At 59.4% G+C, this 26278-nt stretch carries 26 protein-coding genes; 12 read left to right on the forward strand and 14 right to left on the reverse strand.

The features are described 5' to 3' along the window. The first annotated feature begins 241 nt into the window (after positions 1-241). From glnK to sutA, 4 genes are all read left to right on the forward strand, one after another. A complete protein-coding gene (glnK, locus tag IV01_RS16310) occupies positions 242-580 on the forward strand; it encodes a P-II family nitrogen regulator (RefSeq protein ID WP_002555808.1) in 339 nt (112 codons plus the stop codon). A gap of 33 nt (positions 581-613) precedes the next feature. Next, the gene (locus tag IV01_RS16305) at positions 614-1951 is read left to right on the forward strand and encodes an ammonium transporter (RefSeq protein ID WP_032627639.1); all 1338 of its coding nucleotides are present in this window, start codon (positions 614-616) and stop codon (positions 1949-1951) included. A 223-nt stretch (positions 1952-2174) separates the two neighbouring features. Then, positions 2175-2600: a secondary thiamine-phosphate synthase enzyme YjbQ gene (locus IV01_RS16300; protein WP_032627640.1), complete on the forward strand. Its 426-nt coding sequence runs from the start codon at positions 2175-2177 to the stop codon at positions 2598-2600. A 100-nt stretch (positions 2601-2700) separates the two neighbouring features. Continuing rightward, positions 2701-3027: a transcriptional regulator SutA gene (gene sutA / locus IV01_RS16295; protein WP_032627641.1), complete on the forward strand. Its 327-nt coding sequence runs from the start codon at positions 2701-2703 to the stop codon at positions 3025-3027. Positions 3028-3528: 501 nt separating this feature from the next. Here sutA and IV01_RS16290 read toward each other — a convergent pair. The 6 genes from IV01_RS16290 to lptM are packed head-to-tail and all read right to left on the reverse strand — an operon-like array spanning position 3529 to position 8110. Then, the gene (locus IV01_RS16290; protein ID WP_032627642.1) at positions 3529-4230 is read right to left on the reverse strand and encodes an HAD family hydrolase; all 702 of its coding nucleotides are present in this window, start codon (positions 4228-4230) and stop codon (positions 3529-3531) included. After that, the gene (gene xerC / locus IV01_RS16285) at positions 4223-5122 is read right to left on the reverse strand and encodes a tyrosine recombinase XerC (protein WP_032627643.1); all 900 of its coding nucleotides are present in this window, start codon (positions 5120-5122) and stop codon (positions 4223-4225) included. Before xerC ends, IV01_RS16290 begins: the two co-directional genes overlap by 8 nt. 2 nt (positions 5123-5124) lie before the next feature. Next, entirely contained in the window at positions 5125-5859 is a 735-nt protein-coding gene (locus tag IV01_RS16280) for a DUF484 family protein (protein ID WP_032627644.1), read from the reverse strand. A gap of 13 nt (positions 5860-5872) precedes the next feature. Further along, on the reverse strand, positions 5873-6703 hold the full coding sequence (dapF, locus tag IV01_RS16275; protein ID WP_032627645.1) for a diaminopimelate epimerase: 831 nt from the start codon (positions 6701-6703) through the stop codon (positions 5873-5875). Between the two features lie 3 nt (positions 6704-6706). Further along, complete coding sequence (gene lysA, locus IV01_RS16270) at positions 6707-7954, reverse strand: diaminopimelate decarboxylase (RefSeq protein WP_032627646.1); 1248 nt, start codon at positions 7952-7954, stop codon at positions 6707-6709. Positions 7955-7963: 9 nt separating this feature from the next. Further along, positions 7964-8110 carry an LPS translocon maturation chaperone LptM gene (gene lptM / locus IV01_RS0124855; RefSeq protein ID WP_032610549.1) on the reverse strand — a complete coding sequence of 49 codons (147 nt, stop codon included), beginning with the start codon at positions 8108-8110 and terminating at the stop codon, positions 7964-7966. A gap of 237 nt (positions 8111-8347) precedes the next feature. On the opposite strand from lptM, the gene cyaY reads away from it, so the two are divergent. The 3 genes from cyaY to rnk all read left to right on the forward strand — a co-directional run bounded on the left by cyaY (position 8348) and on the right by rnk (position 9468). Next, on the forward strand, positions 8348-8680 hold the full coding sequence (gene cyaY, locus IV01_RS16265; protein WP_032627647.1) for an iron donor protein CyaY: 333 nt from the start codon (positions 8348-8350) through the stop codon (positions 8678-8680). Positions 8681-8689: 9 nt separating this feature from the next. Next, positions 8690-8929 (forward strand): DUF1289 domain-containing protein, encoded by a 240-nt coding sequence (locus IV01_RS16260; RefSeq protein WP_032627673.1) that lies wholly within the window; start codon positions 8690-8692, stop codon positions 8927-8929. A gap of 131 nt (positions 8930-9060) precedes the next feature. Continuing rightward, the gene (gene rnk, locus IV01_RS16255) at positions 9061-9468 is read left to right on the forward strand and encodes a nucleoside diphosphate kinase regulator (RefSeq protein WP_032627648.1); all 408 of its coding nucleotides are present in this window, start codon (positions 9061-9063) and stop codon (positions 9466-9468) included. 157 nt (positions 9469-9625) lie between these two features. Here the strand turns inward: rnk and IV01_RS16250 are convergent, their stop codons facing one another. The 3 genes from IV01_RS16250 to IV01_RS16240 form a co-directional block, all read right to left on the reverse strand. After that, on the reverse strand, positions 9626-10252 hold the full coding sequence (locus IV01_RS16250; RefSeq protein ID WP_032627649.1) for a LysE family transporter: 627 nt from the start codon (positions 10250-10252) through the stop codon (positions 9626-9628). A gap of 273 nt (positions 10253-10525) precedes the next feature. Continuing rightward, positions 10526-11113 carry a mechanosensitive ion channel family protein gene (locus IV01_RS16245; RefSeq protein ID WP_032627650.1) on the reverse strand — a complete coding sequence of 196 codons (588 nt, stop codon included), beginning with the start codon at positions 11111-11113 and terminating at the stop codon, positions 10526-10528. 16 nt (positions 11114-11129) lie between these two features. Next, positions 11130-13040, reverse strand: coding sequence for an ATP-binding cassette domain-containing protein (locus tag IV01_RS16240; protein WP_032627675.1), 1911 nt, complete (start codon positions 13038-13040; stop codon positions 11130-11132). Between the two features lie 47 nt (positions 13041-13087). On the opposite strand from IV01_RS16240, the gene IV01_RS16235 reads away from it, so the two are divergent. After that, positions 13088-13552, forward strand: a complete 465-nt coding sequence (locus IV01_RS16235) for a TIGR02444 family protein (protein ID WP_032627652.1) — start codon at positions 13088-13090, stop codon at positions 13550-13552. Here IV01_RS16235 and IV01_RS16230 read toward each other — a convergent pair. After that, positions 13549-14577 carry an AlgP family protein gene (locus IV01_RS16230; protein ID WP_032627653.1) on the reverse strand — a complete coding sequence of 343 codons (1029 nt, stop codon included), beginning with the start codon at positions 14575-14577 and terminating at the stop codon, positions 13549-13551. The two genes, IV01_RS16235 and IV01_RS16230, sit on opposite strands and share 4 nt — an antisense overlap. Before the next feature lie 218 nt (positions 14578-14795). On the opposite strand from IV01_RS16230, the gene IV01_RS16225 reads away from it, so the two are divergent. Beyond that, positions 14796-15473 carry an FKBP-type peptidyl-prolyl cis-trans isomerase gene (locus IV01_RS16225; RefSeq protein WP_032627654.1) on the forward strand — a complete coding sequence of 226 codons (678 nt, stop codon included), beginning with the start codon at positions 14796-14798 and terminating at the stop codon, positions 15471-15473. Between the two features lie 329 nt (positions 15474-15802). On the opposite strand, the gene IV01_RS16220 is transcribed toward IV01_RS16225, so the two are convergent. Continuing rightward, positions 15803-17779 (reverse strand): methyl-accepting chemotaxis protein, encoded by a 1977-nt coding sequence (locus tag IV01_RS16220; protein ID WP_032627655.1) that lies wholly within the window; start codon positions 17777-17779, stop codon positions 15803-15805. Between the two features lie 193 nt (positions 17780-17972). Beyond that, entirely contained in the window at positions 17973-18890 is a 918-nt protein-coding gene (locus tag IV01_RS16215; RefSeq protein ID WP_032627656.1) for a LysR substrate-binding domain-containing protein, read from the reverse strand. A 156-nt stretch (positions 18891-19046) separates the two neighbouring features. Here IV01_RS16215 and IV01_RS16210 point away from each other — a divergent pair, with 156 nt between their 5' ends. Beyond that, positions 19047-20426 carry a NorM family multidrug efflux MATE transporter gene (locus IV01_RS16210; protein ID WP_032627658.1) on the forward strand — a complete coding sequence of 460 codons (1380 nt, stop codon included), beginning with the start codon at positions 19047-19049 and terminating at the stop codon, positions 20424-20426. 237 nt (positions 20427-20663) lie between these two features. Here IV01_RS16210 and IV01_RS16205 read toward each other — a convergent pair whose 3' ends face one another. Continuing rightward, complete coding sequence (locus tag IV01_RS16205) at positions 20664-22331, reverse strand: putative bifunctional diguanylate cyclase/phosphodiesterase (RefSeq protein ID WP_032627659.1); 1668 nt, start codon at positions 22329-22331, stop codon at positions 20664-20666. Between the two features lie 215 nt (positions 22332-22546). On the opposite strand from IV01_RS16205, the gene rep reads away from it, so the two are divergent. Both rep and IV01_RS16195 read left to right on the forward strand, forming a co-directional pair. Next, on the forward strand, positions 22547-24556 hold the full coding sequence (rep, locus tag IV01_RS16200; protein WP_032627660.1) for a DNA helicase Rep: 2010 nt from the start codon (positions 22547-22549) through the stop codon (positions 24554-24556). A gap of 44 nt (positions 24557-24600) precedes the next feature. After that, positions 24601-25173, forward strand: a complete 573-nt coding sequence (locus IV01_RS16195; protein ID WP_032627661.1) for a xanthine phosphoribosyltransferase — start codon at positions 24601-24603, stop codon at positions 25171-25173. Between the two features lie 304 nt (positions 25174-25477). On the opposite strand, the gene radC is transcribed toward IV01_RS16195, so the two are convergent. Then, complete coding sequence (gene radC / locus IV01_RS16190; protein ID WP_032627662.1) at positions 25478-26152, reverse strand: RadC family protein; 675 nt, start codon at positions 26150-26152, stop codon at positions 25478-25480. Positions 26153-26278: the final 126 nt, after the last annotated feature.

The following is a 26278-nucleotide window of genomic DNA, read 5'->3' on the forward strand; positions in this document are numbered from 1 at the left end:
CAATGGAAAATCAGGAGATGGCAAGCTTTCTGCTTAGTCGCAGTAGACCCATGCACTGATGCAGTCGCTGTGACGAATGCAGTGCGGCAGGCGGAGCGGGGAGTGTTTCGTCATAAGCGGTTTTCTGGAGTTGGTCGGAGCCCCATCAGGCGACCGACACGTTACAAAGCCAGGTACTGCGCTTAGACTTGAGTCGGGTTTGTTTTCCTGGGGCAAGTCCACCAATTCGGGAGAAAGTTTCATGAAGCTAGTCACTGCCATCATCAAGCCGTTCAAGCTGGACGACGTGCGCGAGTCGTTGTCGGAAATCGGCGTGCAGGGCATCACCGTTACTGAAGTCAAAGGCTTCGGTCGTCAGAAAGGCCACACCGAGCTGTATCGCGGTGCGGAATATGTAGTCGACTTCCTTCCAAAGGTGAAGATCGACGTTGCGATTGATGATAAGGATCTGGATCGGGTTATCGAGGCGATCACCAAAGCCGCCAACACCGGAAAAATTGGTGACGGCAAGATTTTCGTAGTCAATCTGGAACAGGCTATTCGCATCCGTACCGGCGAAACCGATACCGACGCAATTTAAGCCGCCAAACCCAACGCCCCAGGAGAAAACAATATGACTCTGCGTCAATTCGCAGGGCTAGGAGCCCTGTTGTCCCTCGTAACCCCTGGCTTGGCCATGGCGGCAGACGAAGTGGCAGCCCCAGTCCTCAACTCAGGCGACACCGCCTGGATGCTGACCTCGACAGCCTTGGTACTGTTCATGACCATCCCTGGTCTTGCACTGTTCTACGGCGGCATGGTCCGCTCGAAAAACATTCTTTCCGTGATGATGCAGTGCTTCGCTATCACTGGTCTGATCAGCATTCTGTGGGTCGTTTACGGCTACAGCATTGCGTTCGACACCACTGGTATGGAAGCTGGCGTCGTCAACTTCAACTCCTTCTTCGGCGGCATGGGCAAGGCGTTCCTGGCAGGCATCACGCCAGCGAGCATCACCGGCTCCGCAGCTCTGTTCCCTGAAGCGGTGTTCGTCACCTTCCAGATGACTTTCGCCATCATCACTCCAGCCCTGATCGTCGGTGCTTTCGCAGAACGCATGAAGTTCTCCGCGATGCTGATCTTCATGGCTATCTGGTTCACCCTGGTCTACGCGCCTATCGCGCACATGGTCTGGGGCGGCGTCGGCGGCCTGATGTGGGACTGGGGAGTCCTGGATTTCGCAGGCGGCACCGTTGTTCACATCAACGCGGGTGTGGCGGGTCTGGTTGCCTGTCTGGTACTTGGCAAGCGTAAAGGCTTCCCTACCACTCCAATGGCTCCGCACAACCTGGGTTACACCCTGGTTGGCGCGGCAATGCTCTGGGTTGGCTGGTTCGGCTTCAACGCTGGCTCCGCTGCTGCTGCCAACGGCACTGCAGGCATGGCGATGCTGGTTACCCAGATCGCTACCGCCGCTGCCGCACTGGGCTGGATGTTCGCCGAGTGGCTGACACACGGTAAGCCAAGCGCACTGGGTATCGCTTCCGGCGTGGTTGCCGGTCTGGTTGCCGTCACTCCGGCCGCTGGTACCGTTGGCCCGATGGGCGCTCTGATCATCGGTCTGGCTGCGGGCGTAATCTGCTTCTTCTGCGCCACCAGCCTCAAGCGCAAGCTCGGCTACGACGACTCCCTGGACGCCTTCGGTGTTCACGGTATCGGCGGCATCATCGGCGCAATCCTGACTGGCGTGTTTGCAGCACCGGCTCTGGGCGGCTTCGGCACCGTGACTGACATCGCAGCGCAAGTCTGGATTCAGTGCAAAGGCGTTGGCTTCACGATCATCTACACCGCGATCGTGACCTTCATCATCCTCAAGGTGCTGGACGCGGTCATGGGCCTGCGTGTCACCGAAGAGGAAGAAGCTGTCGGTCTCGACCTGGCGCAACACAACGAGCGTGGCTACAACTTGTAAGCTACCGCAAAAAAATGCCCGGATTTCCGGGCATTTTTTTGTCTGGCGTTTGTCGATAAGGAGCGGTTCAGAGAGTCTTCTGCCCGCGATGTCAGGCCGATTTGCGCCCACGCTGTGGGTTCGATGCGCCTGACGTCAATGGCTTACAAAGAAGGCGGATTATTGCGCGCTTTGCTTTTTCTACCAGCGCGTTAGAATGCGCGCCGAACGTGCGGAGAACTGTATGTGGCAACAGACCAGAATTACCCTGCGGGCAAGGCCACGCGGGTTCCATCTGGTAACCGACGAAATTGTCGCAGGCTTGCCGGAGCTGCGCAGTTGCCGAGTCGGCCTGTTGCATTTGTGGCTGCAGCATACCTCGGCTTCGTTGACCATCAACGAGAACGCCGACCCGGCTGTGCGTCGCGACTTTGAACGCTTTTTCAATCGTCTGGTGCCGCAGGGCGTTCAGGGGTTTGAGCATGACGACGAAGGACCTGACGATCTGCCGGCGCATTTCAAGGCCAGTTTGCTAGGCTGCCAGTTGGTTTTGCCGGTCACGGCGGGCCGATTGGCGTTGGGCACTTGGCAAGGTGTTTATTTAGGTGAGCATCGCGATGCTGGCGGTGCTCGCAATGTCCTCGCCACCCTTCAGGGTGAGCAGGCATGACCGCTGTTTGATGGCGGATGTTGAATTTTTTCCGGCAGCATTCGTAAACGGGCGCAGCTGGGCTATAACTAACGAGCTTTCGCAAGTCATGAGGTAGAACATGAGCGACGACGACAACGACGATCTGGTTGATGATCTGGAAGGTGAAGAGGACGGTGAGGAGCTTGCAGCTGCTCCCGAGGATGATGGTTCTGAAGCCGAGGACGGTGTCGAAGCTTCGGTAACACCGACCAAAGGCAAGGCCAAGGCTGCGGTCTCGGTCGATGAGCTGCCTAGCGTAGAAGCCAAAAACAAGGAGCGTGATGCTCTGGCTCGCGCCATGGAAGAGTTTCTCGCCCGTGGCGGCAAGGTGCAGGAAGTGGAAGCCAACGTGGTTGCCGATCCGCCCAAGAAGCCTGACAACAAATACGGTAGCCGCCCTATCTAAGGGTGTCAGATGCCGTATGAGAAAAAGCCCGCTGTCGCTGCGGGCTTTTTTTTGCCTGGGTTTTAGGGAACACGCGCGTTCCTCGTGGGACCGAGCTTGCTCGCGAAGAGGTCAGGACATCCGAAAATAACTCTGGGGGCAGGAACCTTGCCTTCGCGAGCAAGGTGGAGCGCCACCCCGGTCGTTCCCACAGGATCGGGGTATGTCAAAGGCCCGCTTGGTTCGCGGACGATCGGCGGAACCTGTGGGAGATTCTATGTTTGCTCGCAAGCGGGTGTGATGACGTGGGACCGGCTTTAGCCGGGAAGGCGGCATTTCAGACGAAAAATATCGGGTGGATGTACTGGCCTCTTCCCGGCTGAAGCCGGTCCCACGTCGTCGCGCCAATATTGAGATCACTCTTGTGCGAGGCTTGCCCGCGATGAGGGCCCCTCGGTCCACAGTGAACCGCGTCCAGCCTTATCGCGGGCAAGCCTCGCTCCCACAGTCATCCCTTGGCCGTCAGACCATCTGGGCCCAGGCTTTCAACACCCCTGGCAACTGCGTCAGGCTGCTGATCTCTGCGTCAGGCAGTTTGTCCGCCTCCCATGGCAAACCCGCCGGGTTGTACCAGATGGCGCGCATGCCGGCCTGCTGGGCGCCAGCGATGTCGTCGCCCGGATGGTCGCCAATGTGCACGGCCGCGCCGGCATCGACGTTGCCGCGCTTGAGGGCTTCCAGAAATGGAGCCGGGTCAGGCTTGCCGATGCCCAGTTCTTCGGCACACAAAGCAAAGGCGAAATAATCCGCCAACCCCAGGCGGCGCACGTCGGCGTTACCGTTGGTGATTACCCCGAGGGTGAAAGTTTTCGCGAGAATTTCCAGGGTCGGATGGACCTCTGGGAAGATCTCGACCTGATGCCTGCCGTGCAGGAAGACCTCAAAAGCCTGCTCTGCCAGCTCCTGAGCTTCAACAGCCGGGTAACCGGCATCCTGCAGGGCGTGGAACAGCACCTGCCGGCGCAACGCGCTGATGCGGTGCTTGAACGTCGGATCTGCCTCCACCAGCCGCGAACGAATGTCCCAAAGATGCTCGACAGGCACAGGGCCAAGTCGTGGGGCGTTATCCGTCAGCCAGTCACGCAATATGGCCTCTGCGCCGACGATAGCGGGCGCGGTGTGCCATAGCGTGTCGTCAAGGTCGAAGGTGATCAACTTAATCATGGTCAGAACCTTTGCGTTTGGCTCGCGGATGGGCACTGTCATAGACCGTCGCCAGATGCTGGAAATCCAGGTGCGTATAAATCTGTGTGGTTTTGATGTCCGCATGCCCCAGCAGTTCTTGCACGGCGCGCAGGTCCTGAGAGGACTCCAGCAAATGGCTGGCGAAAGAGTGACGCAGCATGTGCGGATGCAGGTTCTGCCCCAGCTCGCGCTCGCCTACGGCTTTGACCCGTTTCTGTATCGCCCTGGGACCAAGGCGTCGGCCCTGCTGACTAATGAATACTGCGTCGTCTTCGGGGTTGGCCAGGGCGCGCAGCTGGATCCACGCCTGCAAGGCCTCACGGGCCTTGCTACCCACCGGCAGAACACGGGTCTTGCTGCCTTTGCCGAGCACTTGCACCAGGCCTTCGCTGAGGTCCAGTTGCTCCATGTTCAGGCCGGTCAGTTCAGACAAGCGCAGACCCGAGGAATAGAAAAGCTCGAGAATCGCCTGATCGCGATGGGCAAGGAAATCATCTTCGATGGCTCCATCCAGCAATTGCAGGGCGCGGTCGGTGTCCAGGGTTTTGGGCAGCCGCCGTTCACCCTTGGGGGGCGACAGACCATTGGCCGGATCGTGCTCGCAAATACCTTCGCGATTGAGGTAGTGATAAAGCCCGCGGACCGCCGACAACAAACGCGCCAGACTGCGTGATGACTGCCCTTGCTGATGCTGACGGGCGACCAGGCTGCGTAGATGCTGGATGTCCAGCGCGGCCCAACTGGTCAGTTGCTGTTTTTCGCAGTAAGCCAGGACTTTGTTGAGGTCGCGCCGATAGGCTTCCAGCGTGTGCGGCGAAACCTGGCGCTCACTGCGCAGATGCGTGCAGTAAGCGTCCAGCTGCCGTTCCATACCTAGCGAACCGAGCGCAGCGAGTGGGTAAAGCGCGGCAGCAGACGGCTCAGAACATCAGCGATGTAATTGAGGAACAGGGTGCCCACCGAGCTCTTGTAGTGCTGCGGATCGCGGCTGCCGATGGCCAGAACCCCATGCAGCCCCAGATGATTGAGGGTCACGATCGCCGTGGAGCCAACTTCCTTGCCTTGGTCTGCGCCAAACAGGAAGTTCAGCTCATGCTCACGCAAGGCGCCGCATACGGTTTTATCGCCAATCAGCCCGCCAATAGCTTTTTGTGCTTCAGCGCTGCTGACCCAGCGACCCACCGGCATCGCGTTGTCGCTGAACAGAATGAGGCTGACGAAGGGCACTTGAAAGTCTTGGCGCAGGCTGTCTTCCACGGCAATAACGATTTCTTCGAGGCTGCCGGCATCCATGAGGGCGAGGTTCAGGCGGCGAGTCTTGTCGAACAGGCGGTCGTTATCACGCGCGACATCCATCAGCTGCGACAAACGATGGCGCATCTCGATGTTGCGTTCGCGCAGCAGCTTGAGCTGGCGCTCGACCAGCGAGACCGTGTCACCACGCTGATGCGGAACGCGCATCGACACCAGCAAATCGTCGTGTTCGGCGAAGAAATCAGGATGGTCGAGCAGGTAAGCGATGATCGCCTCTGCTTCAGGGTTTGCCACTACGCTATCGGCAGGCGATTCGCAGGGCTTGTCGGTCGAAGTCTGAGGCTTGTCGGTCATCGCTTTGGCTCACTCATAGACGAACTTGGCCTTCAAAAACCCGCACGGCGGGGCCGGTCATCAGTACCGGGTGGCCTGGGCCTGCCCATTCGATGGACAAACGCCCGCCTGGCAGATCAATCAGCAATGGCGAATCCATCCAGCCCTGGCTGATGGCTGCAACGGCGGCGGCACAAGCGCCGGTCCCGCACGCCTGGGTTTCCCCGGCTCCGCGTTCCCAGACCCGCAACTGCGCACGCTGACGATCCACGACATAGAGAAAGCCGACGTTGACCCGGGCCGGAAAGCGCGGGTGATGTTCGATTTTCGGGCCTAGAGCATGCACCGGCGCGCTGTTGATGTCATCCACCCGCAGCACCGCATGGGGGTTGCCCATGGACACAGCAGCCAGCTCGACCGTTTGCCCGTCCACATCAAGGCTGTAACTCAACGCCTGCTCGGTGGCCTGGAACGGGATATCTGCAGGTACGAGCCGTGGCGGGCCCATATCAACGCTGATCTGGCCGTCGTTACGGATATCCAGCTCGATAATGCCGCCCTTGGTCTCGACCTTGATTTGCCGCTTGGCAGTCAGGCGCTTGTCCAGCACGAAGCGGGCGAAACAGCGCGCACCGTTGCCGCACTGCTCCACTTCCGAGCCATCGGAATTGAAGATCCGGTAACGGAAATCGACATCCGGATTGGTAGGTGTCTCGACCAGCAGGAGTTGATCGAAACCAACACCCGTGTGGCGATCGCCCCATTGTTTGGCATGCTTGGGCAGAATATGAGCGTGTTGGCTGACCAGGTCCAGAACCATGAAGTCGTTACCCAGGCCGTGCATCTTGGTAAAACGCAGCAGCATGGGTTACTCCGGCAGCAGGCTTTCGCCAGCAAACAGCTCGGCCACAGTCTCGCGGCGGCGCACCTGGAAAGCCTGCGAGCCATCGACCAGCACTTCAGCGGTTCGGCCGCGGGTGTTGTAGTTCGAGCTCATGACAAAACCGTAGGCACCAGCTGAATGCACAGCCAGCAGATCACCTTCAGCCAAGGCCAGTTCTCGGCCTTTGGCGAGGAAATCACCGGTTTCGCAAATCGGACCGACGATGTCGTAGGTTCGAGTTGCACTGTCACGCGGGCGCACAGCGGTCACGTCCATCCAGGCCTGATACAGCGCCGGGCGGATCAAGTCATTCATCGCCGCATCGACGATAGCGAAGTCTTTATGCTCGGTGTGCTTGAGGTACTCGACCTGAGTCAGCAGCACGCCGGCATTGGCGACGATGAAACGGCCTGGCTCGAAGACCAGCGACAGGTCACGGCCATCCAGACGCTCACGCACCGCCTTGATGTAATCCGACGCCATCGGCGGCTCTTCGTCGCGATAACGCACGCCAAGCCCACCACCCAGATCGATATGACGCAGGTAGATGCCGCAATCGCCGAGGCGATCGACCAGAGCCAGCAGGCGATCCAGCGCGTCAATGAAAGGCTCGAGCGTGGTCAGTTGCGAACCGATATGGCAATCAACACCGACCACGTCAAGGTTTGGCAACTGCGCAGCACGCACGTAAACGTCTTCAGCATCAGCGATGGCGATGCCGAACTTGTTTTCCTTGAGTCCGGTAGAAATGTACGGGTGCGTACCGGCGTCGACGTCCGGATTGACGCGCAGCGAGATCGGCGCACGAACGCCCATTTCGGCGGCGACAATCTGCAGGCGCTCCAGCTCGTCGGTGGATTCCACGTTGAAGCAGTGCACGCCGACTTCCAGCGCACGACGCATGTCGTCACGAGTCTTGCCTACACCGGAGAAAACGATTTTGTCGGCCTGGCCGCCAGCAGCCAGCACACGTTCCAGTTCGCCACGGGAGACGATGTCGAAGCCCGAGCCCAGACGTGCCAGGACGTTCAGCACGCCCAGGTTGGAGTTGGCTTTGACCGCATAGCAGACCAGGTGCGGCATGCCGCTGAGCGCGTCAGCGTAGGCGCGATATTGTGCTTCGATATGAGCGCGGGAGTAGACGTAGGTCGGCGTGCCGAAACGCTCGGCAATGGCAGACAAGGCTACTCCTTCCGCGAACAGCTCACCGTCGCGGTAGTTGAAGGCGTCCATGTGATTCCCTTAAAGATGCTTGTGCGATTGCGACTTGGCTTGTTCGTCTGGTGATTTGGTGTCGTCAGGCAGGTACAACGGACCCTTTTGACCACAGGCAGTAACAAGACAAGCAACCGCGACAAGCGCAGCAAGCGAAGAGATCAGGCGCTTCATGGCGAAATCCTTTGAAAAAGCATTAATTGCGCCCGAGTATACCGGCCACCCGGCGGCTTGCCTACGTGGCGCGGTTCCCGTCCGGCGGGGGTTTGACGCGGCGTCGGTGATTTACAGCAACAGGCGCGGATTATTGGCGTACCACTGCTCGTTGGGCGGGTAAGCTTTGCATTTGCCTTTAAGCGTCCGTATCTTGCGTCGCTGTGCCACCAGTAGACACTTTTTGAGGTTCCTGTAATGAGTCTGACCGAAGCCCGCTTTCACGATCTGGTCGATGCCACCCAGCAAGCGCTGGAGGATATTTTCGACGAGAGTGATCTGGACCTGGATCTTGAAAACTCGGCTGGCGTGCTGACCGTCAAGTTCGAAAATGGCACCCAGCTCATCTTCAGCCGCCAGGAACCTCTGCGACAGCTGTGGTTGGCGGCGCGCTCCGGCGGCTTCCACTTCGACTATGACGAAGAAGAGAAGCGTTGGGTCTGTGACACCAGCGATGAACTGCTCAGCGAAATGCTCCAGCGCATCACGCAAGAACAGGCGGGCGTTGAGCTCGACTTCGACGAGATCTGATTGGTGACTGTGACTTCTGCACCTGTGCGCCCGCCCAAGCCGTTGTTCAGCAACGTCAGCCCGGCCGTGCCCTCGCCCTGCATCAGCCTGTGTCGGCTGGACGAGCAAAAGGTCTGCCGGGGCTGTTTCCGACACGTGGAAGACATCCGCGAATGGCGCTCGGCCGACGACGATCGTCGCCGCCAGATTCGCGCCAATGCCGACACCCGTCGAGCCGCAGCTGATTCAGATCAGGCCGCCGACGCTTAGCAGGTCCGGCGGGTTGTGTATTGCTCGGGCTGTGTTAGTGTCCAGACATGCTTCAACGAACGAAGCCTTCCAAAACCCCGCCGAACCCGGCGGGGTTTTGCTTTATGCCGCGCAGAAAAAAGGAGTCTGCCATGACTACCGCACCTTCCATCATCCTGACCCGCCTGGACGTACAGCGTCTTGAGCATTTGATCGACAGCCTGGATGACACAGCGCCGGGTGTTCTGGCTCTACAAGCCGAGCTGGACCGTGCCGAGCAAGTGGTCGGCCACGATGAAGTGCCTGCTGGGGTCGTGACCATGAACTCGGAAGTCCACTGCCGCGAAGAAGTCAGCGGCAAGGATTACCACCTCAAACTGGTCTACCCGAAAGATGCCGGCGCCGAGGGCACGGTTTCGATCCTGGCCCCGGTAGGTTCAGCGTTGCTGGGCCTGCAGGTCGGCCAGCACATCGACTGGCCCGCACCGGGCGGCAAAACCCTCAAGCTCACGTTGTTGGCGGTGGAATATCAGCCGGAAGCGGCGGGTGAGTATTTGTAGGCTTTTGTAGGCAACGGCGCAATTTTGTAGGCACAACGACCTGTGGGAGCGAGCTTGCTCGCGAAGAGGCAAGTACAATCACCGCATCTTGTTGGCAGATATACCGCCTTCGCGAGCAAGCTCGCTCCCACGGATTAAGTGCGTTAGGGAGCAGGGCTCAGGCCTTATGAAGCGTCGCCAGAAACCCCGCTGCGCCGACGAACAAACCGGCAAAGGTGCGGTTCATGCGGCGTTGTTGTTTCGGGGTTTTCAGGGCCCGCAGAACTCTTGATGCCAGGCCTGTGTAGCCCGCCATGACAATCGAGTCCACGGTAACCATGGTCGCCGCAATGATCACGTACTGAGTCAATAACGGCGCATTCGGATCAATGAACTGCGGCAGTATCGCCAGCATGAACACCAGTGCCTTGGGGTTGCTGATATTGACCAGGAAACCTCTCGTCAGCAGTGCCAGCGGCTTGCCGATAGCGCGCGGGGTGGCATCCTCGGACATATCGCTGGGCAGCGCACGCCACTGCTTGACCCCCAGATAAACCAGATACGCGACGCCAAACCATTTGATCAACGAGAACGCCATCTCGGACGTCGCCAGAATGGCGCCCAGACCCGCCGCAACAATTGCGATCTGGGCAACCAGCGCCACTTGCAGACCCAGGGCGTTCCAGTAGCCGCGCCAGAAGCCATAACGCAGCCCGCTGGACATGGACGCAATGGCACCGGCCCCCGGCGAAAGACTGATAACCCAACACGCCGCAAAAAAAGCCAGCCACGTTTCTAAAGACATTACACACCTCGGACAGAACGGCACTGCCCGATAAATTAGTGGTTTCGTTGAGAATTGACTAACGTTTTCTTGCTGCTTTGTGCGGGTTTTTTTGAAAGGTTTGGCGGAAAAATGGGCGGCCCGGCAGGGTGGTGCTCTGTTGGATATCCTATGGCTGGTCGAAAGCTGACGTGGGACCGGCTTTAGCCGGGAAGGCGGCATTTCAGGCGATAAATATCGGGTGGGTGTGCTGGCCCCTTCCCGGCTGAAGCCGGTACCACGTCGTCGTGCCCGTCACTCGCCCAGGTGTTTCTCGACCGAAACAACAGGCAAGACGTCAGCGCCGCGCCAACGACGCACTGCCTTCTGGAAAAACTGGCTGTTGGGTACCTGAACCAGAGCGCCGCCCGCTTCGGGCAATTCGATCAGGGTGGTGAACATCAGGTTGATCTCCACCACGCGGCCTTTGACGCCCGGCTTGTCGAGGGTATCGACCAGCTCGACCACATCACCGATGCGGAATGGCCCGATGGTGTAGATCAAGACCGCGCACAGCAGGTTGGAAAGCACGCTCCACATGGCAAAGAACGCCACCGCAGCGACGGCGACGAAGCCCGAGAGCGCGGTCCAGAGGACCGTAGCGGAAACCCCGAGCTGGCCCAGCACCACCACGAACGAACTGCCCATGATGAACCAGCGCAAACCACCCCGCAGGGGCATCAGCAGTTCGGGCGGTAATGGATAGCGTTCGCCAAGCCCGGTCAGGAAACGGCCCACTACTCGTTGGGCGATGTAACCGGCCAACAGAATCAGCAGGATCTGCACCCCGAGAAAGATCGGCTCGACCCACGTGGGCGGGACCGGCAAACCTAGCGCTTCCATCAAACCCTCGACTTCATTACGACAAGGCTTCCAGCTCGGCCTGCATCGATTCCAGCAACTCCAGCGCTTCCATCCAGGCTTCTTCCAGGTCGGATTCACTGGCCTTCAGCTTGGCCTGCTCGGCCAACAGATCGCGCAGTTTGTCCTTGTTGGCAGCCTCATAGTTGGCGCTATCGGCCAACGCAGCCTCGACCTTGGCAAGCTTCTCGTGGAGCAAGCCTAGATCACGCTCAAGCTTGTCAGCCTGCTTTTTGTGCGGAGCCAGTTGCTGACGAAGGGCTGCAGCCTGTTGGCGCTGAGCCTTTTTGTCAGTCTTGTCGGCGTTAAGCGGCGTGTTGCTGACCGGTGCATTGCGCAAGCGGTAATCCACCAGCCAACGCGCGTAATCCTCAAGGTCGCCATCAAACTCCTGCACCCGGCCATCGGCCACGAGCAGGAAGTCATCGGTGGTGCTTTTGAGCAAGTGTCGATCGTGAGACACCACCAGAACCGCGCCACTGAATTCCTGAAGGGCCATGGTCAAAGCCAGGCGCATCTCCAGATCCAGGTGGTTGGTGGGTTCGTCGAGCAGCAGCAGGTTAGGTCGGTCCCAGGCGATCAAGGCCAGAGCGAGCCGCGCTTTTTCGCCGCCGGAGAAATTCAGCACCGGCTCGTCAAGGCGAGCGCCACGGAAGTCGAAACCGCCGAGGAAGTCACGCAGGGTTTGCTCACGCTCGGTCGGTGCAATACGTTGCAAATGCAGCAACGGACTGGCTTTGGAGTCCAGCGAGTCCAGTTGATGCTGGGCAAAATAACCGACCACGGTGTTTTCGCCGCGAACCAGACGGCCACTCAGTGGCTCAAGCTCACCCGACAGGTTTTTGATCAGGGTGGATTTGCCAGCGCCGTTAGGCCCCAGCAAACCGATACGTGCCCCCGGCGTCAGTTGCAGTTTGACCTTCTCCAGCACGGCCCGGTCGCCGTAACCCAGGCGCGCATCGGACAGGTCCAGCAATGGGCTGGAAATCTTCGTCGATTCGCGGAAGGTGAAATCGAACGGCGAGTCCACATGGGCTGCCGACAGCTCTTCCATCCGCTCCAGCGCCTTGATCCGGCTCTGGGCCTGCTTGGCCTTGGTGGCCTGAGCCTTGAAGCGCGTAATGAATTTCTCCATGTGCGCGCGTTGGGCCTGCTGTTTCTCGTAGGCCTGTTGCTGCTGGGCAAGACGCTCGGCACGGGCTCGTTCGAAAGCGCTGTAGCCGCCGCGATAGAGGGTGATCTTGCGCTGTTCGACATGGGCCACATGATCGACCACGGCATCGAGGAAATCCCGGTCGTGAGAAATCAGCAGCAATGTACCCGGATAGCTTTTCAGCCAGTCCTCAAGCCAGAGGATCGCGTCGAGGTCCAAGTGGTTGGTTGGCTCGTCGAGCAGCAGCAGATCCGATGGGCACATCAAGGCCTGCGCCAGGTTCAGACGCATCCGCCAACCACCGGAGAAGTCGGCAACCGGCTTGTCCATTTGCTCGTTGGTGAACCCCAGCCCGGCCAGCAGCTTGCGAGCACGTGCGTCGGCGGTATAGCCGTCAGCGCTGTCCAGCTCGGAGTGCATGCGCGCTTGCGCGGCCCCATCCTGAGCTGTCTCGGCTTCGGCCAACAGACGTTGCACCTCGCGCAGGCGCTGATCGCCGTCGAGCACATAGTCCACGGCAATTCGATCGAGGGTGTCGATCTCCTGGCGCATATGAGCGATGCGCCAGTCCGCGGGTAGCAGACAGTCGCCCGAATCCGGGGTCAACTCACCCAGAAGCAAAGCGAACAGGCTGGATTTGCCGGCGCCGTTGGCACCGATCAGGCCGGCTTTTTGACCGGCGTGCAGGGTCAGCTCGGCGTCTTCTAGCAGACGTTGCGGGCCACGCTGTAAGGTAAGGCTTTGAAGTCGAATCATAATGGCGGCGGAGTCTACCAGCTTCGTCTCAAACAGGTAGCTCAACTATGCCTTCTGACCTTTGGAGTTTCACTCTCGATTTGTACGCCAGACAGGGTGTCGAACAGGCCTGCCTGAGTCTGCAAGCCAGCGGGGCCAATGTCTGCGTGCTGTTATGCGGTGCCTGGCTGATGCAGCGCGGCGTGCCCTGCGATTCGCGGTGCATGCTGGAAATCGGACAGTTGGCCAGACCTTGGGATGACGCGGTGGTGCGTCCGCTTCGGGAATTGCGAATGCAATGGCGCGACGCTGCACAACTGGACCCGCCTTTGGCGTTGCTTCGAGAGCAAGTCAAGGCGCTGGAGCTGGCTGCGGAACGGGAGCTGATTGTGCGACTGGAGACGCTGAGCCAGGACTGGCCAGGGGTATCAACGGAAGATCAGGCAGATTGGTTGACGGGCCTTGCGGGTGAAGCCGCCAACCGGAATCGCGACGCGCTGCAAGTGCTGCGCGTCGCGATGAACCGGCCTTAGGAAGCGCTGGTTGGCGTGTTGTTGCCGTTGGCTGGTGCAGCAGGTGTTACCGGTGCAGCAGCTGCCGGAGAGGCAGTAGCGGCAGGTGTGGCCGGAGTTGCTGGCTTGGCAGCGGCTGGTTTTACAGCAGGCTTGGCAGCAGGTTTAGCGGCGGCCGGTTTGGCCGGAGCCTTGACCGGTGCTTTGGCGGCTGGCCTGGCAGCTGCTTTTGCGGGCGTTTTTGCAGCTACCGGTTTGGCAGCGGCTTTCGCGGCCGGCTTGGTGGCAGCGCTTGCAGCCGGGGTCTTGGCAGCGGCCGGTTTGGCTGGAGCCTTGGCGGCAGCGGCTTTAACCGGAGCTTTTGTCGCTGCAGTTTTGGCCGGGGCTTTAACCGGTGCCTTGGCTGCTGGCTTAGCGGCGGGCTTGGCTGCTGCAGCCGGTGCTTTGGTTGCAGCTGCCTTGACGGGGGCTTTGGTTGCGGCTGGTTTAGCCACAGGCTTGGCCGCTGCAACTTTGGCTGGAGCCTTGGCAGGCGCTTTCACCGCAGCTTTGGCAGGCGTTTTAGCCGGTGCTTTTGCTGCAGCAGTTTTAACTGCTGGCGTTGCGGCTTTGGCGGCCACTGCCTTGGCTGGAGCCGGTTTCGCAGCGCGAGTGCTCAGTGCCTTGCCTACCGCTTCCTTGACGCGACCTACACCCTGAGCGAGCTTCAGACTTTCCTGAGCGTCGCGCTTGAGTTGCAGGATGTAGCCACGGGTTTGTGTCTGGCGCTCTTTCAGCGCGTCGAGCAATTCTTCGAGTTCAGCAACGGCGTCCTTGGCCTTGGTCTGAGCCTTGGCTTTGCCAGCGGTCGCGGCGTCCTGCAATTTGGTTCGCGACTTGTGCAGTTTTTCTTGAGCCTTGCCGCGCTGCTTTTCGAGCTTGGCGAGCAGTTTTTCGGCATCAGCCAAAGCTTGCGAGCAGGCGGTTTCAAGGTGTTCAAGCAGGCTGCTCGACAGTTGTTGGAGCAAATGCAACGGGGTACTTACTGGCTTCTTTTTGGCCGACATGACTTACCTCCTGACTGACTGAATTGCGGCTCATACTAGACCTCTGCCTGCACCGCCGCTAGGGCATCTTGACACTGCAATATGGCCCCTGTTGCATGACCGGGAAAATGCCTTGAGGCGGCAGCAAAAAACCGCGTCAGGATCACCCCGAAAATACCCCCCACACACAGGCCGCTTGCACTGGCATAATCGCTGCCTTCCCAGGCCGGAGAGCATTCATGTCGCGCTACTTGTTAACGTCGTTGTTCCTCTTGTTGCCGGTGGTTCAGGCCGTACAAGCTGCACCCTCGAGCGAGTCGCACGATCTTGCGTACAGTCTGGGCGCGAGTCTGGGTGAGCGCTTGCATCAGGAAGTCCCGGATCTTGATCTGAAGGCTTTGATGGAAGGTCTTCAGCAAGCCTACAAAGGCGAGCCGCTGGCCATCAAGAAGGAGCGCATCGAACAGATTCTGAGTGAGCACGATGCAGAACTCGCCCAGGCTGAAGCTTCAGGTGTGAGCGCCCCGCAAAGCGAAGCGGCTCTGGAAGCGGAACATAAGTTCATGGCCAGCGAGAAAGCCAAGCCCGGTGTCACCGAACTGGCCGACGGTATCCTGATGACTGAGTTGAAGCCCGGCACCGGCGCCAAGCCGAGTATCGATGGTCGTGTGCAGGTCCGTTATGTCGGGCGCTTGCCTGATGGCACGATCTTCGACCAGAGCGCCCAGCCACAGTGGTTCCGCCTGGACAGCGTGATCAGCGGCTGGACCACCGCCTTGCAGAACATGCCGGTCGGGGCGAAATGGCGGTTGGTGATTCCTTCATCGGAAGCGTACGGCGCTGAAGGTGCAGGAGATCTGATCGATCCGTTCACGCCGCTGGTATTTGAAATCGAATTGGTGGCTGTCGGGCAGTAAACAGGATTTTAGGAACTGCCGAAGGCTGCGAAAAAACGGTGTATCTGACGCACCGCCTTCGCAGCCCTGGCAAGCACCACTTCCACGAGCGAAATGCGATCTCGTGGGACCGGCTTTAGCCGGGAAGGCGGTATTTCAGAAGACAAATATGGCGTGGATGTACTGGCCTCTTCCCGGCTGAAGCCGGTCCCACGTGGTCAGCGGGCACGAACGCTGACCTTTAGGAGCTCCCCGAGCTTACGAGGCCAGCGATAGCGGTGTGTCAGACACACCGCCATCGCCGCCTCGCGTTGCTCGTGAGCTCCAAGGATTCGCGTTTGCTGTCTGACTCAGCGAAACCGATCAACCTCGTTGCGCAGTTCGGCGGCCAATGAGTTCAGCTCTTCGGCAGTCACTGCCAGATGCGAAACCACTTCGCGCTGTTCACTGTTCGCCATCGCGATGCTTTGCAAGTTGCTGCTGAGCAAGGTTGCGGTACTGCTCTGCTCTTGGGTTGCAGTCGTGATCGCAGCGAATTGCTGACCGGCCGAGCGACTCTGCTCATCAATCTGCGCCAGTGCGGCAGCGACTTTGGCGTTGCGGGCCAGACCTTCCTGCATCTGCGCATTACCTTGCTGCATGGTGGTAATGGCATTGCCGGTTTCTTGCTGGATGCTGGTGATCATCACTGAAATTTCGTTGGTGGCATCCCGTGTGCGGGTTGCCAGGCTGCGAACCTCGTCGGCGACCACCGCAAAGCCCCGACCCTGCTCGCCTGCGCGGGCAGCTTCGATGGCGGCGTTGAGAGCCAGCAGGTTGGTCTGATCGGCGATCGAGGTGATTACGCCGACGATACTGCCGATTTCCTGCGAGCGCTGACCAAGGGTGTTGATCACTGTCGCAGTGCTGTTGATGGACGTGGCGATCTGCTCCAGCGACGAAGAGGCTTCTTGCATGGATGCACGGCCGATACGGGTTTGCTGGGCGTTTTCCTGAGCCAATCGCTCGGTATTGCCCATGTTGTCGGCGATATTCAGCGACGTGGCGCTGAATTCCTCGACCGCGCCAGCCATGCTGACGATCTCACCCGACTGCTGCTCCATGCCGCGATAGGCGCCACCGGACAGGCCTGACAGTTCATGGGCGCGACTGCTCACCTGTTGAGCCGCCGTGCGAATGTGCGAAACCATGGTCGACAGAGCTTCGCCCATCTTGTTGAAGCTGGTCGCCAGCTGGCCGATTTCGTCATTGCTGGTGATATTCAGGCGCACGCTCAGGTCACCTGCCCCCAACGCTTCTGCCTGCTGTACCAGATCGGACAGCGGACGCAGTTTGCTGCGCAATAGCCAGATTGCCGAGGCCACTGCGATGAGCATCGCCAGCAGGCTGCCAATCGCCAGTTGTGTTCCCACGGTCCAGGTAACGGCACTGATTTCAGTGTCTGGCATGCTGGCGAGCACCGTCCATGGGCCGTCTTTGAAAGGCTGTGCGACGCTGTAGAAATCCTGAGTGCCGTCGCTCCAGGTCTGGCCTTTACCCGGTTGCTGGACGAATCCGGAAACCGTTTTGCCCGCCTCCTCCAGCGCCTGAACGCCTGCGGGCGGTACCAGCCAGCGATTCTGATCATCAAGCAAGGACAGCGAACCGGTTTTGCCGATGCGGAAATTCTTCAGATTCTCGAACTGGGCATTTTGCGCGTCTGTGTAGTCGAAACCCACGAACAGAACGGCGATGACCTTGCCCGCGCCGTCGCGCACCGGGCTGTACTGAGTCATGTAATAGCGATCAAACAGCACCGCTTTGCCAACATAGCTCTGGCCTGTAATCAGGCGGTCATATGCTGGGTGCTTACGATCCAGCAGAGTGCCGATGGCGCGGGAGCCATCCTGCTTGGTCAGGGAGGTACTGATGCGGACGAATTCATCACCGCTGCGCACAAATACCGTGGCAACACCGGCAGTGAGCTGGCGGAATTCGTCAACTTCCTTGAAGTTGTTGTTCAGCGCAGCGCCCGCCAGCATCAGACTGGGCGTTTGCACACCGGCCACTGCCACGGGTTGGTCGGCTTGCACCGTCAAACCGCTGGAAAAGCGCTTTTCAAACAGCCCGCTCAGCCGCTGGGTGCTGTCGCGCAAAGTGCTGTGGAAGGTGTTGAGCTGGTCTGCCAATAACCGCGCCTCACTCGCCATGTGTTCTTCGCGGATGACAAGGTTGGACGAGTCCAGGGAACGCAATGCAAATAGGGTACTGCCGGATATTACGACTGCCAGAATGACAGCCAGGGCAATACCGAGTTGCGAAGCAATTCGGGCACGAGGCTTGGACATGACGACTCCTGGCCGAACGGAGGGTCTTCAATGACCTCTAATAGCCGTTCAGCTGCATTTTGATTAGGTGGGTGGGCGGTTTCTGACAGGGCTGTCAGAAAAGGGCCTCAATGTTACACATCGGCAACGGGAGATAGAACTTGAGTACCATTTGGATAAAGCAAACGATTGCGAGATGTTTCAAAATGTAGCGTTACCTGAGAATTTCGACCGTGGGCAGTTCCATCGCCTTGACCTCGCTCTGCAGGAAATCCCCCAGTCTGCGCAGCCGCTCTGTCCCTGGCCGGGTGCGTGGGCCGACCAGATAATAGTCCTCACCGCTGTACACCGCCGTGCGCCATGGCAGGCTCAGACGGCCTTGCGCGACATCTTCGGCAACCATCAGCAAATCGCCCATGGAAACCCCGTAACCCCGGGCGGCGGCGATCATGCCGAGCTCCAGTGTGTCGAAGACTTGGCCGCCCTTTAGCGAAACCTTGTCTGATAACCCGGTGCGCTCCAGCCAGTTGCGCCAATCCCGACGATCGGGGGTTGGATGCAGCAACTCGGCAGCGGCCAGCCTTTCGATATCCCACGGCTCATCCATCAGGGTCGGCGCGCCCACGGGTATAAGCAGTTCCGGAAACAGATAGATCGCTTCCCAGTCCGCCGGGAAGTGGCCGCGGCTGAGCAGCACGGCGCAATCGAACGGTTCATGACTGAAATCCACCACGTCGATTTCCATCCAGGCGCTGGTCAGTTGCACCTCGTTGCCCGTCTGCAGGTGGCGGAACCGGCTGAGCCGCGCGAGCAGCCAGCGCATCGTCAATGTCGGCGGGGCTTTCATGCGCAGCACGCCTTCCTCGATGGACAGCGTATTGCACGCCCGCTCCAGTGAAGAAAACCCGTCGCGTACTCCCGGCAGCAAGGTGCGTGCGGCTTCGGTGAGCTGGATTGTGCGACCGATGCGCTGAAACAGTCGGCAGCCGAAGTGTTCTTCGAGGGTTTTGATGTGCCGGCTGACCGCGCTTTGGGTAATCGACAGCTCCTGCGCGGCGCGGGTGAACGAACTGTGTCGCGCAGCAGCTTCAAATGCGCGTAACGCATAAAGGGGAGGAAGACTACGAGGCATTCAGAACGCTCCTACTGCGGGATAGCAGACTTTTGCCGGCAAATCTAACTCATGATTTTTACTCATGCTACTGATCTGATTTATCCCTTTGTGCCAAGCCAGAAAAATGCCGAGAATGTGCCGCTCATAAGTGCCTAAGCATCGAGCGCCGTTCCTATGCAACAACCTGCCCTAAAAGAACTCTGGATCATCCTGCGTCTGGCCGGACCGCTGATTGCGTCCCAGATGGCGCACATGCTGATGGTCTTCACCGACACCGTGATGATGGGCAAAATCGGCCCCGAAGCGTTGGCGGGCGGAGGATTGGGCGCCGCCAGCTACAACCTGATTTCGTTTTTCTGCGTGGGCGTGATGGCGGCGGTAGGCACGCTGGTCTCGATTCGCCACGGGGCTGGTGATAACAAAGGTGCCGCGCAATTGGTGCAAGCCGGTATCTGGCTGGCCTGGGGCATGGCATTTATTGCCATGTTGCTGTTGTGGAACCTGGAACCGATCCTGCTCCAGTTCGGCCAGACCGAGGCCAACGTACACATGGCAGGTCAGTTTCTGATCACTTTGCCCCTGGCCCTGCCCGGTTTGCTGACCTTCATGGCGCTGCGCGGTTTTACCAGTGCATTGGGGCGTGCGGGTCCGGTCATGGCAATCAGCCTTGGTGGAGCAGCGGCCAACTTCCTGCTCAACTACGCGCTGATTCATGAAATGTTCGGTCTGCCCAATCTGGGGCTGGTGGGCATCGGTTTGGTCACCGCCGTGGTCACCAATGCCATGGCCCTGATTCTTGCCCTGCATATCCGCCGCCATCCGGCTTATGCGCCGTACCCGATTCGCGATGGTTTCTGGCAACTGTCTAGCGGTCATCTCAAGGAGTTGTGGCGGCTGGGCTTGCCGATTGGCGGGACCTACGCCGTTGAAGTCGGCCTGTTCACCTTTGCGGCCTTTTGCATGGGGGCCATGGGCAGCACTCAGATGGCTGCCCACCAGATCGCGCTGCAGACGGTGTCCATGGCGTTCATGATTCCGGTGGGGATTTCCTACGCGGTGACCATGCGCATCGGCCAGCACTACGGCGCAGGCAACCTGCTTCTGGCCCGGACTGCCGGCCGCGCAGGCATAGCCTTTGGCGGCACCGTGATGCTGGCCTTCGGCATGCTGTTCTGGCTCGCGCCCCATACGATCATTGGCTTGTTTCTCGACATCCGCGACCCCAAGTTCGCCGAAATCGTGGAGCTGACCGTGAAGCTACTGGCGATCGCCGCCTGGTTCGAAATTCTCGATGGCACGCAGACCATCGCCATGGGTGCGATTCGCGGCTTCAAAGATGCCCGCACCACCTTCCTGATCGGCCTGGCAAGTTACTGGCTGGTCGCAGCGCCCGCAGCGTGGATCTTCGGCTTTTATACAGGCCACGGTGCGGTCGGCGTGTGGTGGGGGTTGGCGCTGGGGTTGCTGTGTTCAGCAGTGGCGCTGACCTGGGCGTTCGAGCGCAAGACTTCGCGGTTGTTGCGGCAGGAGGCGGCAGTGCCGGTGATGGGCTGATCGCCTTGTAGGCGCTGCCCAAGGCTGCGAATGCTGGTGTGTCAGAAAGCCCGCTGTCGCAGCCTTCGGCAGCTCCTACAAGACGGTGACATGCCTGCAAGATGCAGCACCTGTGGGAGCGGCTGGGGTGGCGCTCCACCTTGCTCGCGAAGGCGATATTCCGAGCATCATCAGAGATGCATTGGATTTATCGGCCCCTTCGCGAGCAAGCTCGCTCCCGCAGGGTTATGCGGTACTTCAATTTCCGGCCAAAACCCCTGACGCATGCTGATCAAACGTCAGGTAGTTCACCAGCTCAGGCATCGGCAGCGGTCGGCTGATGAGGTAGCCCTGAACCTGGTCACAGCCAAACTCTCGCAGCAGGGCCAGTTGCTCGGCGGTTTCAACGCCTTCGGCGACCACTTCAAGGTTCAGGTTGTGCGCCAGGTTGATCATGGCGTGAACCAGCTTGCGATTTTCCTCGCGCTGTTCCATCTCGCCCACGAAGCTTTTGTCGATCTTGAGCAGCGCGATGGGCAGGCTGTTGAGGTGGACGAAAGACGAGAATCCGGTGCCGAAGTCGTCCAGCGAAAAACGTACTCCAAGACGGCCGAGAGCGTCCATGGTCTGTTTGACTAGATCGCTACGGCGCATGACGGCGGTTTCTGTCAGTTCGAACTCCAGCCACTGCGCATCGATATCGCGCTCGTCAATCAGCCTGCCCAGTGTCGCCAGCAGCTGGTTGTCCTGAAATTGCCGAAAGGACAGATTGATCGCCATGTGCAGTGGCGGCAGACCGCGTTCACGCAGGGCCTGCATATCGCGCAAGGCGCGAGAAATTACCCAGTAGCCGAGCGGCACGATCAGCCCGCTTTGTTCCGCCAGAGGCACGAATTCGTTGGGTGGTAATAACCCTCGCTCCTGATGCCGCCAACGTACCAGCGCTTCGAGGCCGACAATCTGGCCGCTGGTCAGGCACAGCCGGGGCTGATAATGCAGCTCCAGCTCGTCTCGGCGCAGCGCGCGACGCAGGTCTGTTTCGAGATCAGCCAGGCTGCGGGCATTGCGATTGATGCGCTCGTTGAACACATGAAAGGTGCAGCCCTGTATGCCTTTAGCCTGTTGCATGGCGATGTGCGCGTGCCACATCAGCGGGTCGGCGCCGGATTCCACGTGTGAATGGGCGATGCCCAGGCTGCAGCCGATCAGCAGACTTTCGCCATCGATCCAATAGGGTTCGGACAAGGTCTGGGTGATGCGCTCTGCCATCCATTCGGCTCTGTGGGGAGCGCGGCGGGTGTCAATGAGAAGCGCGAATTCATCACTGCCCAAGCGAGCAATCTGATCGCCCGCCTCTAACTGGCTCTTGAGCCTGGCAACCACCTGCAAGATCAGTCGGTCCCCTGCTTGATGGCCGAGAGCGTCGTTGGCGCGGCGGAAGTTATCCAGATCCAGGTGGCCGAGGGCCAGGCCGCGACCTTTGTTCTCCAGCAAACGCGCTGCCAGCAAGGTCTGAAAGCCCTGCCGATTGGCGATGCCGGTCAATGGGTCCTGCTCGGCAAGGCTCTGCAAGGTGTTTTCCAGCAAGGCCCGCTCGCGCAGATGGCGCAGGCAACGGCGCAGGATGGCGGGGGTGAGTTCGCTGCGAACCAGCCAGTCGACCGCGCCAATGGGCGCAGATGCTGGCTCCTCATCAAGCAGCATGATGACGGACAGCTTGCAGCGTCCCGGCGCCGGTTGCAGCGCTGGCGTGGTCAGCAGCACGGTGTCGTCGTCAACGAAAACCTGGCAGCCAGCATCCCAGTGGGTGGCGCAATGCAGTACCGTTTCAGTTCCTGGCGGGCCGAGGCACTCGCGCAGCAATGCCGGCCATTCTGGCTCTTGGGCCAGTAACAACAACCGCAAGGGTTGGACAGGCGTTGGCAAGTTAGCTCCAAAGACTCGAAAAAGAGACCGAACAGACAGCCCTGGCGTAGGGACTAGCCGACGCTCACACAGCGTTTAGGTGCGCAAATGTAACAAAACCAAAAAAATTAGATAGCCGCGCGCTATATAAGTCGGCACGTAATGGCGGACGGTCGCTGCACAATCGCCACAGCCTGTTAAAATGCCCGCCCATTTCGTAAGTGACTCTCTTCCCGATGTCCCGACTCAATCCCCGGCAGCAAGAAGCCGTGAACTACGTCGGCGGCCCTCTTTTGGTGCTCGCCGGCGCAGGCTCCGGCAAAACCAGTGTGATCACGCGCAAGATCGCCCACTTGATTCAGAACTGCGGCATTCGTGCCCAGTACATCGTCGCCATGACCTTTACCAACAAGGCGGCCCGCGAGATGAAGGAGCGGGTCGGCTCGCTGCTGCGTGCAGGCGAAGGTCGCGGCCTGACGGTGTCGACGTTTCACAACCTGGGCCTGAACGTCATCCGCAAGGAACATGTGCGGCTGGGCTACAAGCCGGGCTTCTCGATCTTTGACGAAACTGATGTCAAAGCGCTGATGACCGACATCATGCAAAAAGAATATTCCGGCGACGACGGCGTCGACGAAATCAAGAACATGATCGGCTCCTGGAAAAACGACCTGATTCTGCCAGCCGAGGCGCTCGAAAACGCCCGCAACCCCAAGGAACAGACCGCCGCGATCGTCTACACCCATTACCAGCGCACGCTCAAGGCGTATAACGCGGTGGACTTCGACGACCTGATCCTGTTGCCGGTCAAGCTGTTCCAGGAGCACGCCGACATTCTGGAAAAGTGGCAGAACAAGGTCCGTTACCTGCTGGTGGACGAATATCAGGACACCAACGCCAGCCAGTACTTGCTGGTGAAGCTGCTGATCGGCATGCGCAACCAGTTCACCGTGGTGGGTGACGATGACCAGTCGATTTACGCCTGGCGTGGCGCGCGGCCTGAAAACCTCATGCTGCTCAAGGATGACTATCCGTCCCTGAAGGTGGTCATGCTGGAGCAAAACTACCGCTCCACCAGCCGGATTCTGCGGTGCGCCAACGTACTCATCTCCAACAACCCCCACGAGTTCGAGAAGCAACTGTGGAGTGAAATGGGCCACGGCGATGAAATCCGCGTCATCCGTTGCCGCAACGAAGACGCCGAAGCCGAGCGCGTCGCGGTTGAAATTCTCAGCCTGCATTTGCGTACCGACCGCCCCTATAGCGATTTTGCGATTCTCTATCGCGGCAACTATCAGGCGAAACTGATCGAGCTGAAGTTGCAGCACCATCAGGTCCCGTATCGCTTGTCTGGCGGCAACAGCTTCTTCGGCCGTCAGGAAGTGAAAGACCTGATGGCCTACTTCCGCCTGTTGGTAAACCCGGACGACGACAACGCCTTCCTGCGGGTGATCAACGTGCCGCGCCGGGAAATCGGCTCCACGACTCTGGAGAAGCTGGGCAACTACGCCACCGAGCGAAAGATCTCGATGTACGCCGCCACCGACGAAATCGGCCTGGGCACGCATCTGGACAGCCGCTACACCGACCGTTTGCAACGCTTCAAGCGCTGGATGGATGGCGTTCGTCAGCAGTGCGCCCAGAATGACCCGATTGCCGCCCTGCGCAGCATGGTCATGGACATCGATTACGAAAACTGGCTGCGCCAGAACAGCTCCAGCGACAAGGCTGCCGATTACCGAATGGGCAACGTCTGGTTCCTGATCGAGGCGTTGAAAAACACCCTCGAAAAAGACGAAGAAGGCGAGATGACCATCGAGGAGGCCATCGGCAAGCTGGTTCTGCGGGACATGCTGGAGCGTCAACAGGAAGAAGAGGACGGCGCCGAGGGCGTGCAGATGATGACCCTGCATGCATCCAAAGGGCTGGAGTTTCCCTACGTATTCATCATGGGCATGGAAGAAGAAATCCTCCCGCACCGCTCCAGCATCGAGGCCGATACCATCGAGGAAGAGCGCCGTCTGGCCTACGTGGGCATTACCCGCGCCCGGCAGACACTGGCGTTCACCTTCGCCGCCAAGCGCAAACAGTACGGAGAAATCATTGACTGCTCACCGAGCCGATTCCTCGATGAGCTGCCACCGGACGATCTGGCATGGGAAGGCAACGATGACACACCGACCGAAGTGAAGGCCGTGCGCGGCAATACGGCATTGGCGGACATCCGCGCCATGCTCAAACGATAAGTCTGACCATTTTTTGCGCCTGTACGCGCACCTGAGGAAGCACCGTGGAAGCACTGCATCAGAAAATTCGCGATGAAGGCATCGTCCTTTCCGACCAGGTATTGAAGGTCGATGCGTTTCTCAACCATCAGATCGACCCGGTGTTGATGCAGCAGATCGGCCAGGAATTCGCCGCGCTGTTCGCTGATTCCGGCGTGACCAAGATCGTCACCATTGAGGCTTCGGGGATTGCCCCGGCGGTCATGACAGGTTTGTTGCTGGGTGTGCCGGTGATCTTTGCCCGCAAGCATCAGTCGCTGACGCTGACCGAAAACCTGCTGCTGGCGACGGTTTACTCGTTCACCAAGCAGACTGAAAGCACCGTCGCCATCTCACCTCGGCATTTGAACAGCAGCGACAACGTGCTGATCATCGATGACTTCCTGGCCAACGGTAAAGCCTCCCAGGCGTTGATTTCGATCATCAAACAGGCAGGTGCAAAGGTGGCAGGGCTTGGCATCGTGATCGAGAAGTCCTTCCAGGGCGGCCGCGCCGAGCTGGATGCCCAAGGCTATCGCGTAGAGTCCCTGGCCCGGGTCAAGTCGCTGGCGGATGGGGTTGTGACCTTTATGGAGTGATCACCGATTTTTTGCGAATCGGGGATCCTGTGGGAGCGCGCTTGCTCGCGAAAAGGCCGGCACATCCAGATGCCTTCCATCGGTAGTACCATCGCCTTCGCGAGCAAGCTCGCACAGAAGTGTTCTCAATATTAGGACGACGACGTGGGACCGGCTTTAGCCGGGAAGAGGTCAGTATATTCATCCGATATTTATCGTCTGAAATGCCGCCTTCCCGGCTAAAGCCGGTCCCACGTCGTCACATCAGCTTGCGAGCAAACATAGAATCTCCCACAGGAAGAGCGCGCTCCTACAGGTGTCCGGGCTACATCAACCCACACTCCACCATCGACAGCGGGTCACCGTCGCCGATGATGACGTGATCGAGCACCTTTACATCGATAAGCCACAACGCATCGCGCAGGCGTTTGGTCAGGTCGATGTCCGCCTGGCTGGCGTCGGTCACGCCTGACGGATGGTTGTGGCAGAGGATCAGGCTGGCAGCGTTGTGCGCCATGGCGCGCTTGACCACTTGGCGTGGATGCACATGGGCGCTGTTGATCGAGCCGTGAAACAGCACCTCGAAAGCCAGCACCCGGTGTTTGTTGTCGAGAAACAGGCAGCCAAAGACTTCGTGAGGTTCGTGGCGCAGCAAGGCTTTGAGGTAGTTGCGCACCTGTGTAGGGCTTTCCAGAGCCGATTCCCGCCTGAGGGTTTCAGCCATATGCCGCCGCGCCATTTCCATGACCGCCTGCAATTGCGCGAATTTGGCCGGGCCAAGGCCCAGATGCGAACTGAATGTACTCAGGTCGGCTTCCAGTAATTCACGCAGCCCGCCAAATTGATTCAACAGATGACGAGCCAGGTCTACAGCACTTTTTCCGGCCACGCCGGTGCGTAAAAAAATGGCCAGCAGCTCAGCGTCCGACAGACTTGCCGAACCCAGTTCAAGCAGCCGCTCACGCGGGCGTTCGGCCGCAGGCCAGTTGCGAATACTCATAGCACCTCCATGTGTGTGGGCACCGCTGTTCCGGTGCGGTCGCTGTGCTATCTTAGCCCATCTTTTTTGCGCGGCGATCAGTGCTCCGGCACCCTCGCTCTGAACGGCAACAGCCCCCTGGGAGGC

It is taken from the genome of Pseudomonas syringae, assembly GCF_000737245.1.
Classification (GTDB): domain Bacteria; phylum Pseudomonadota; class Gammaproteobacteria; order Pseudomonadales; family Pseudomonadaceae; genus Aquipseudomonas; species Aquipseudomonas syringae_J.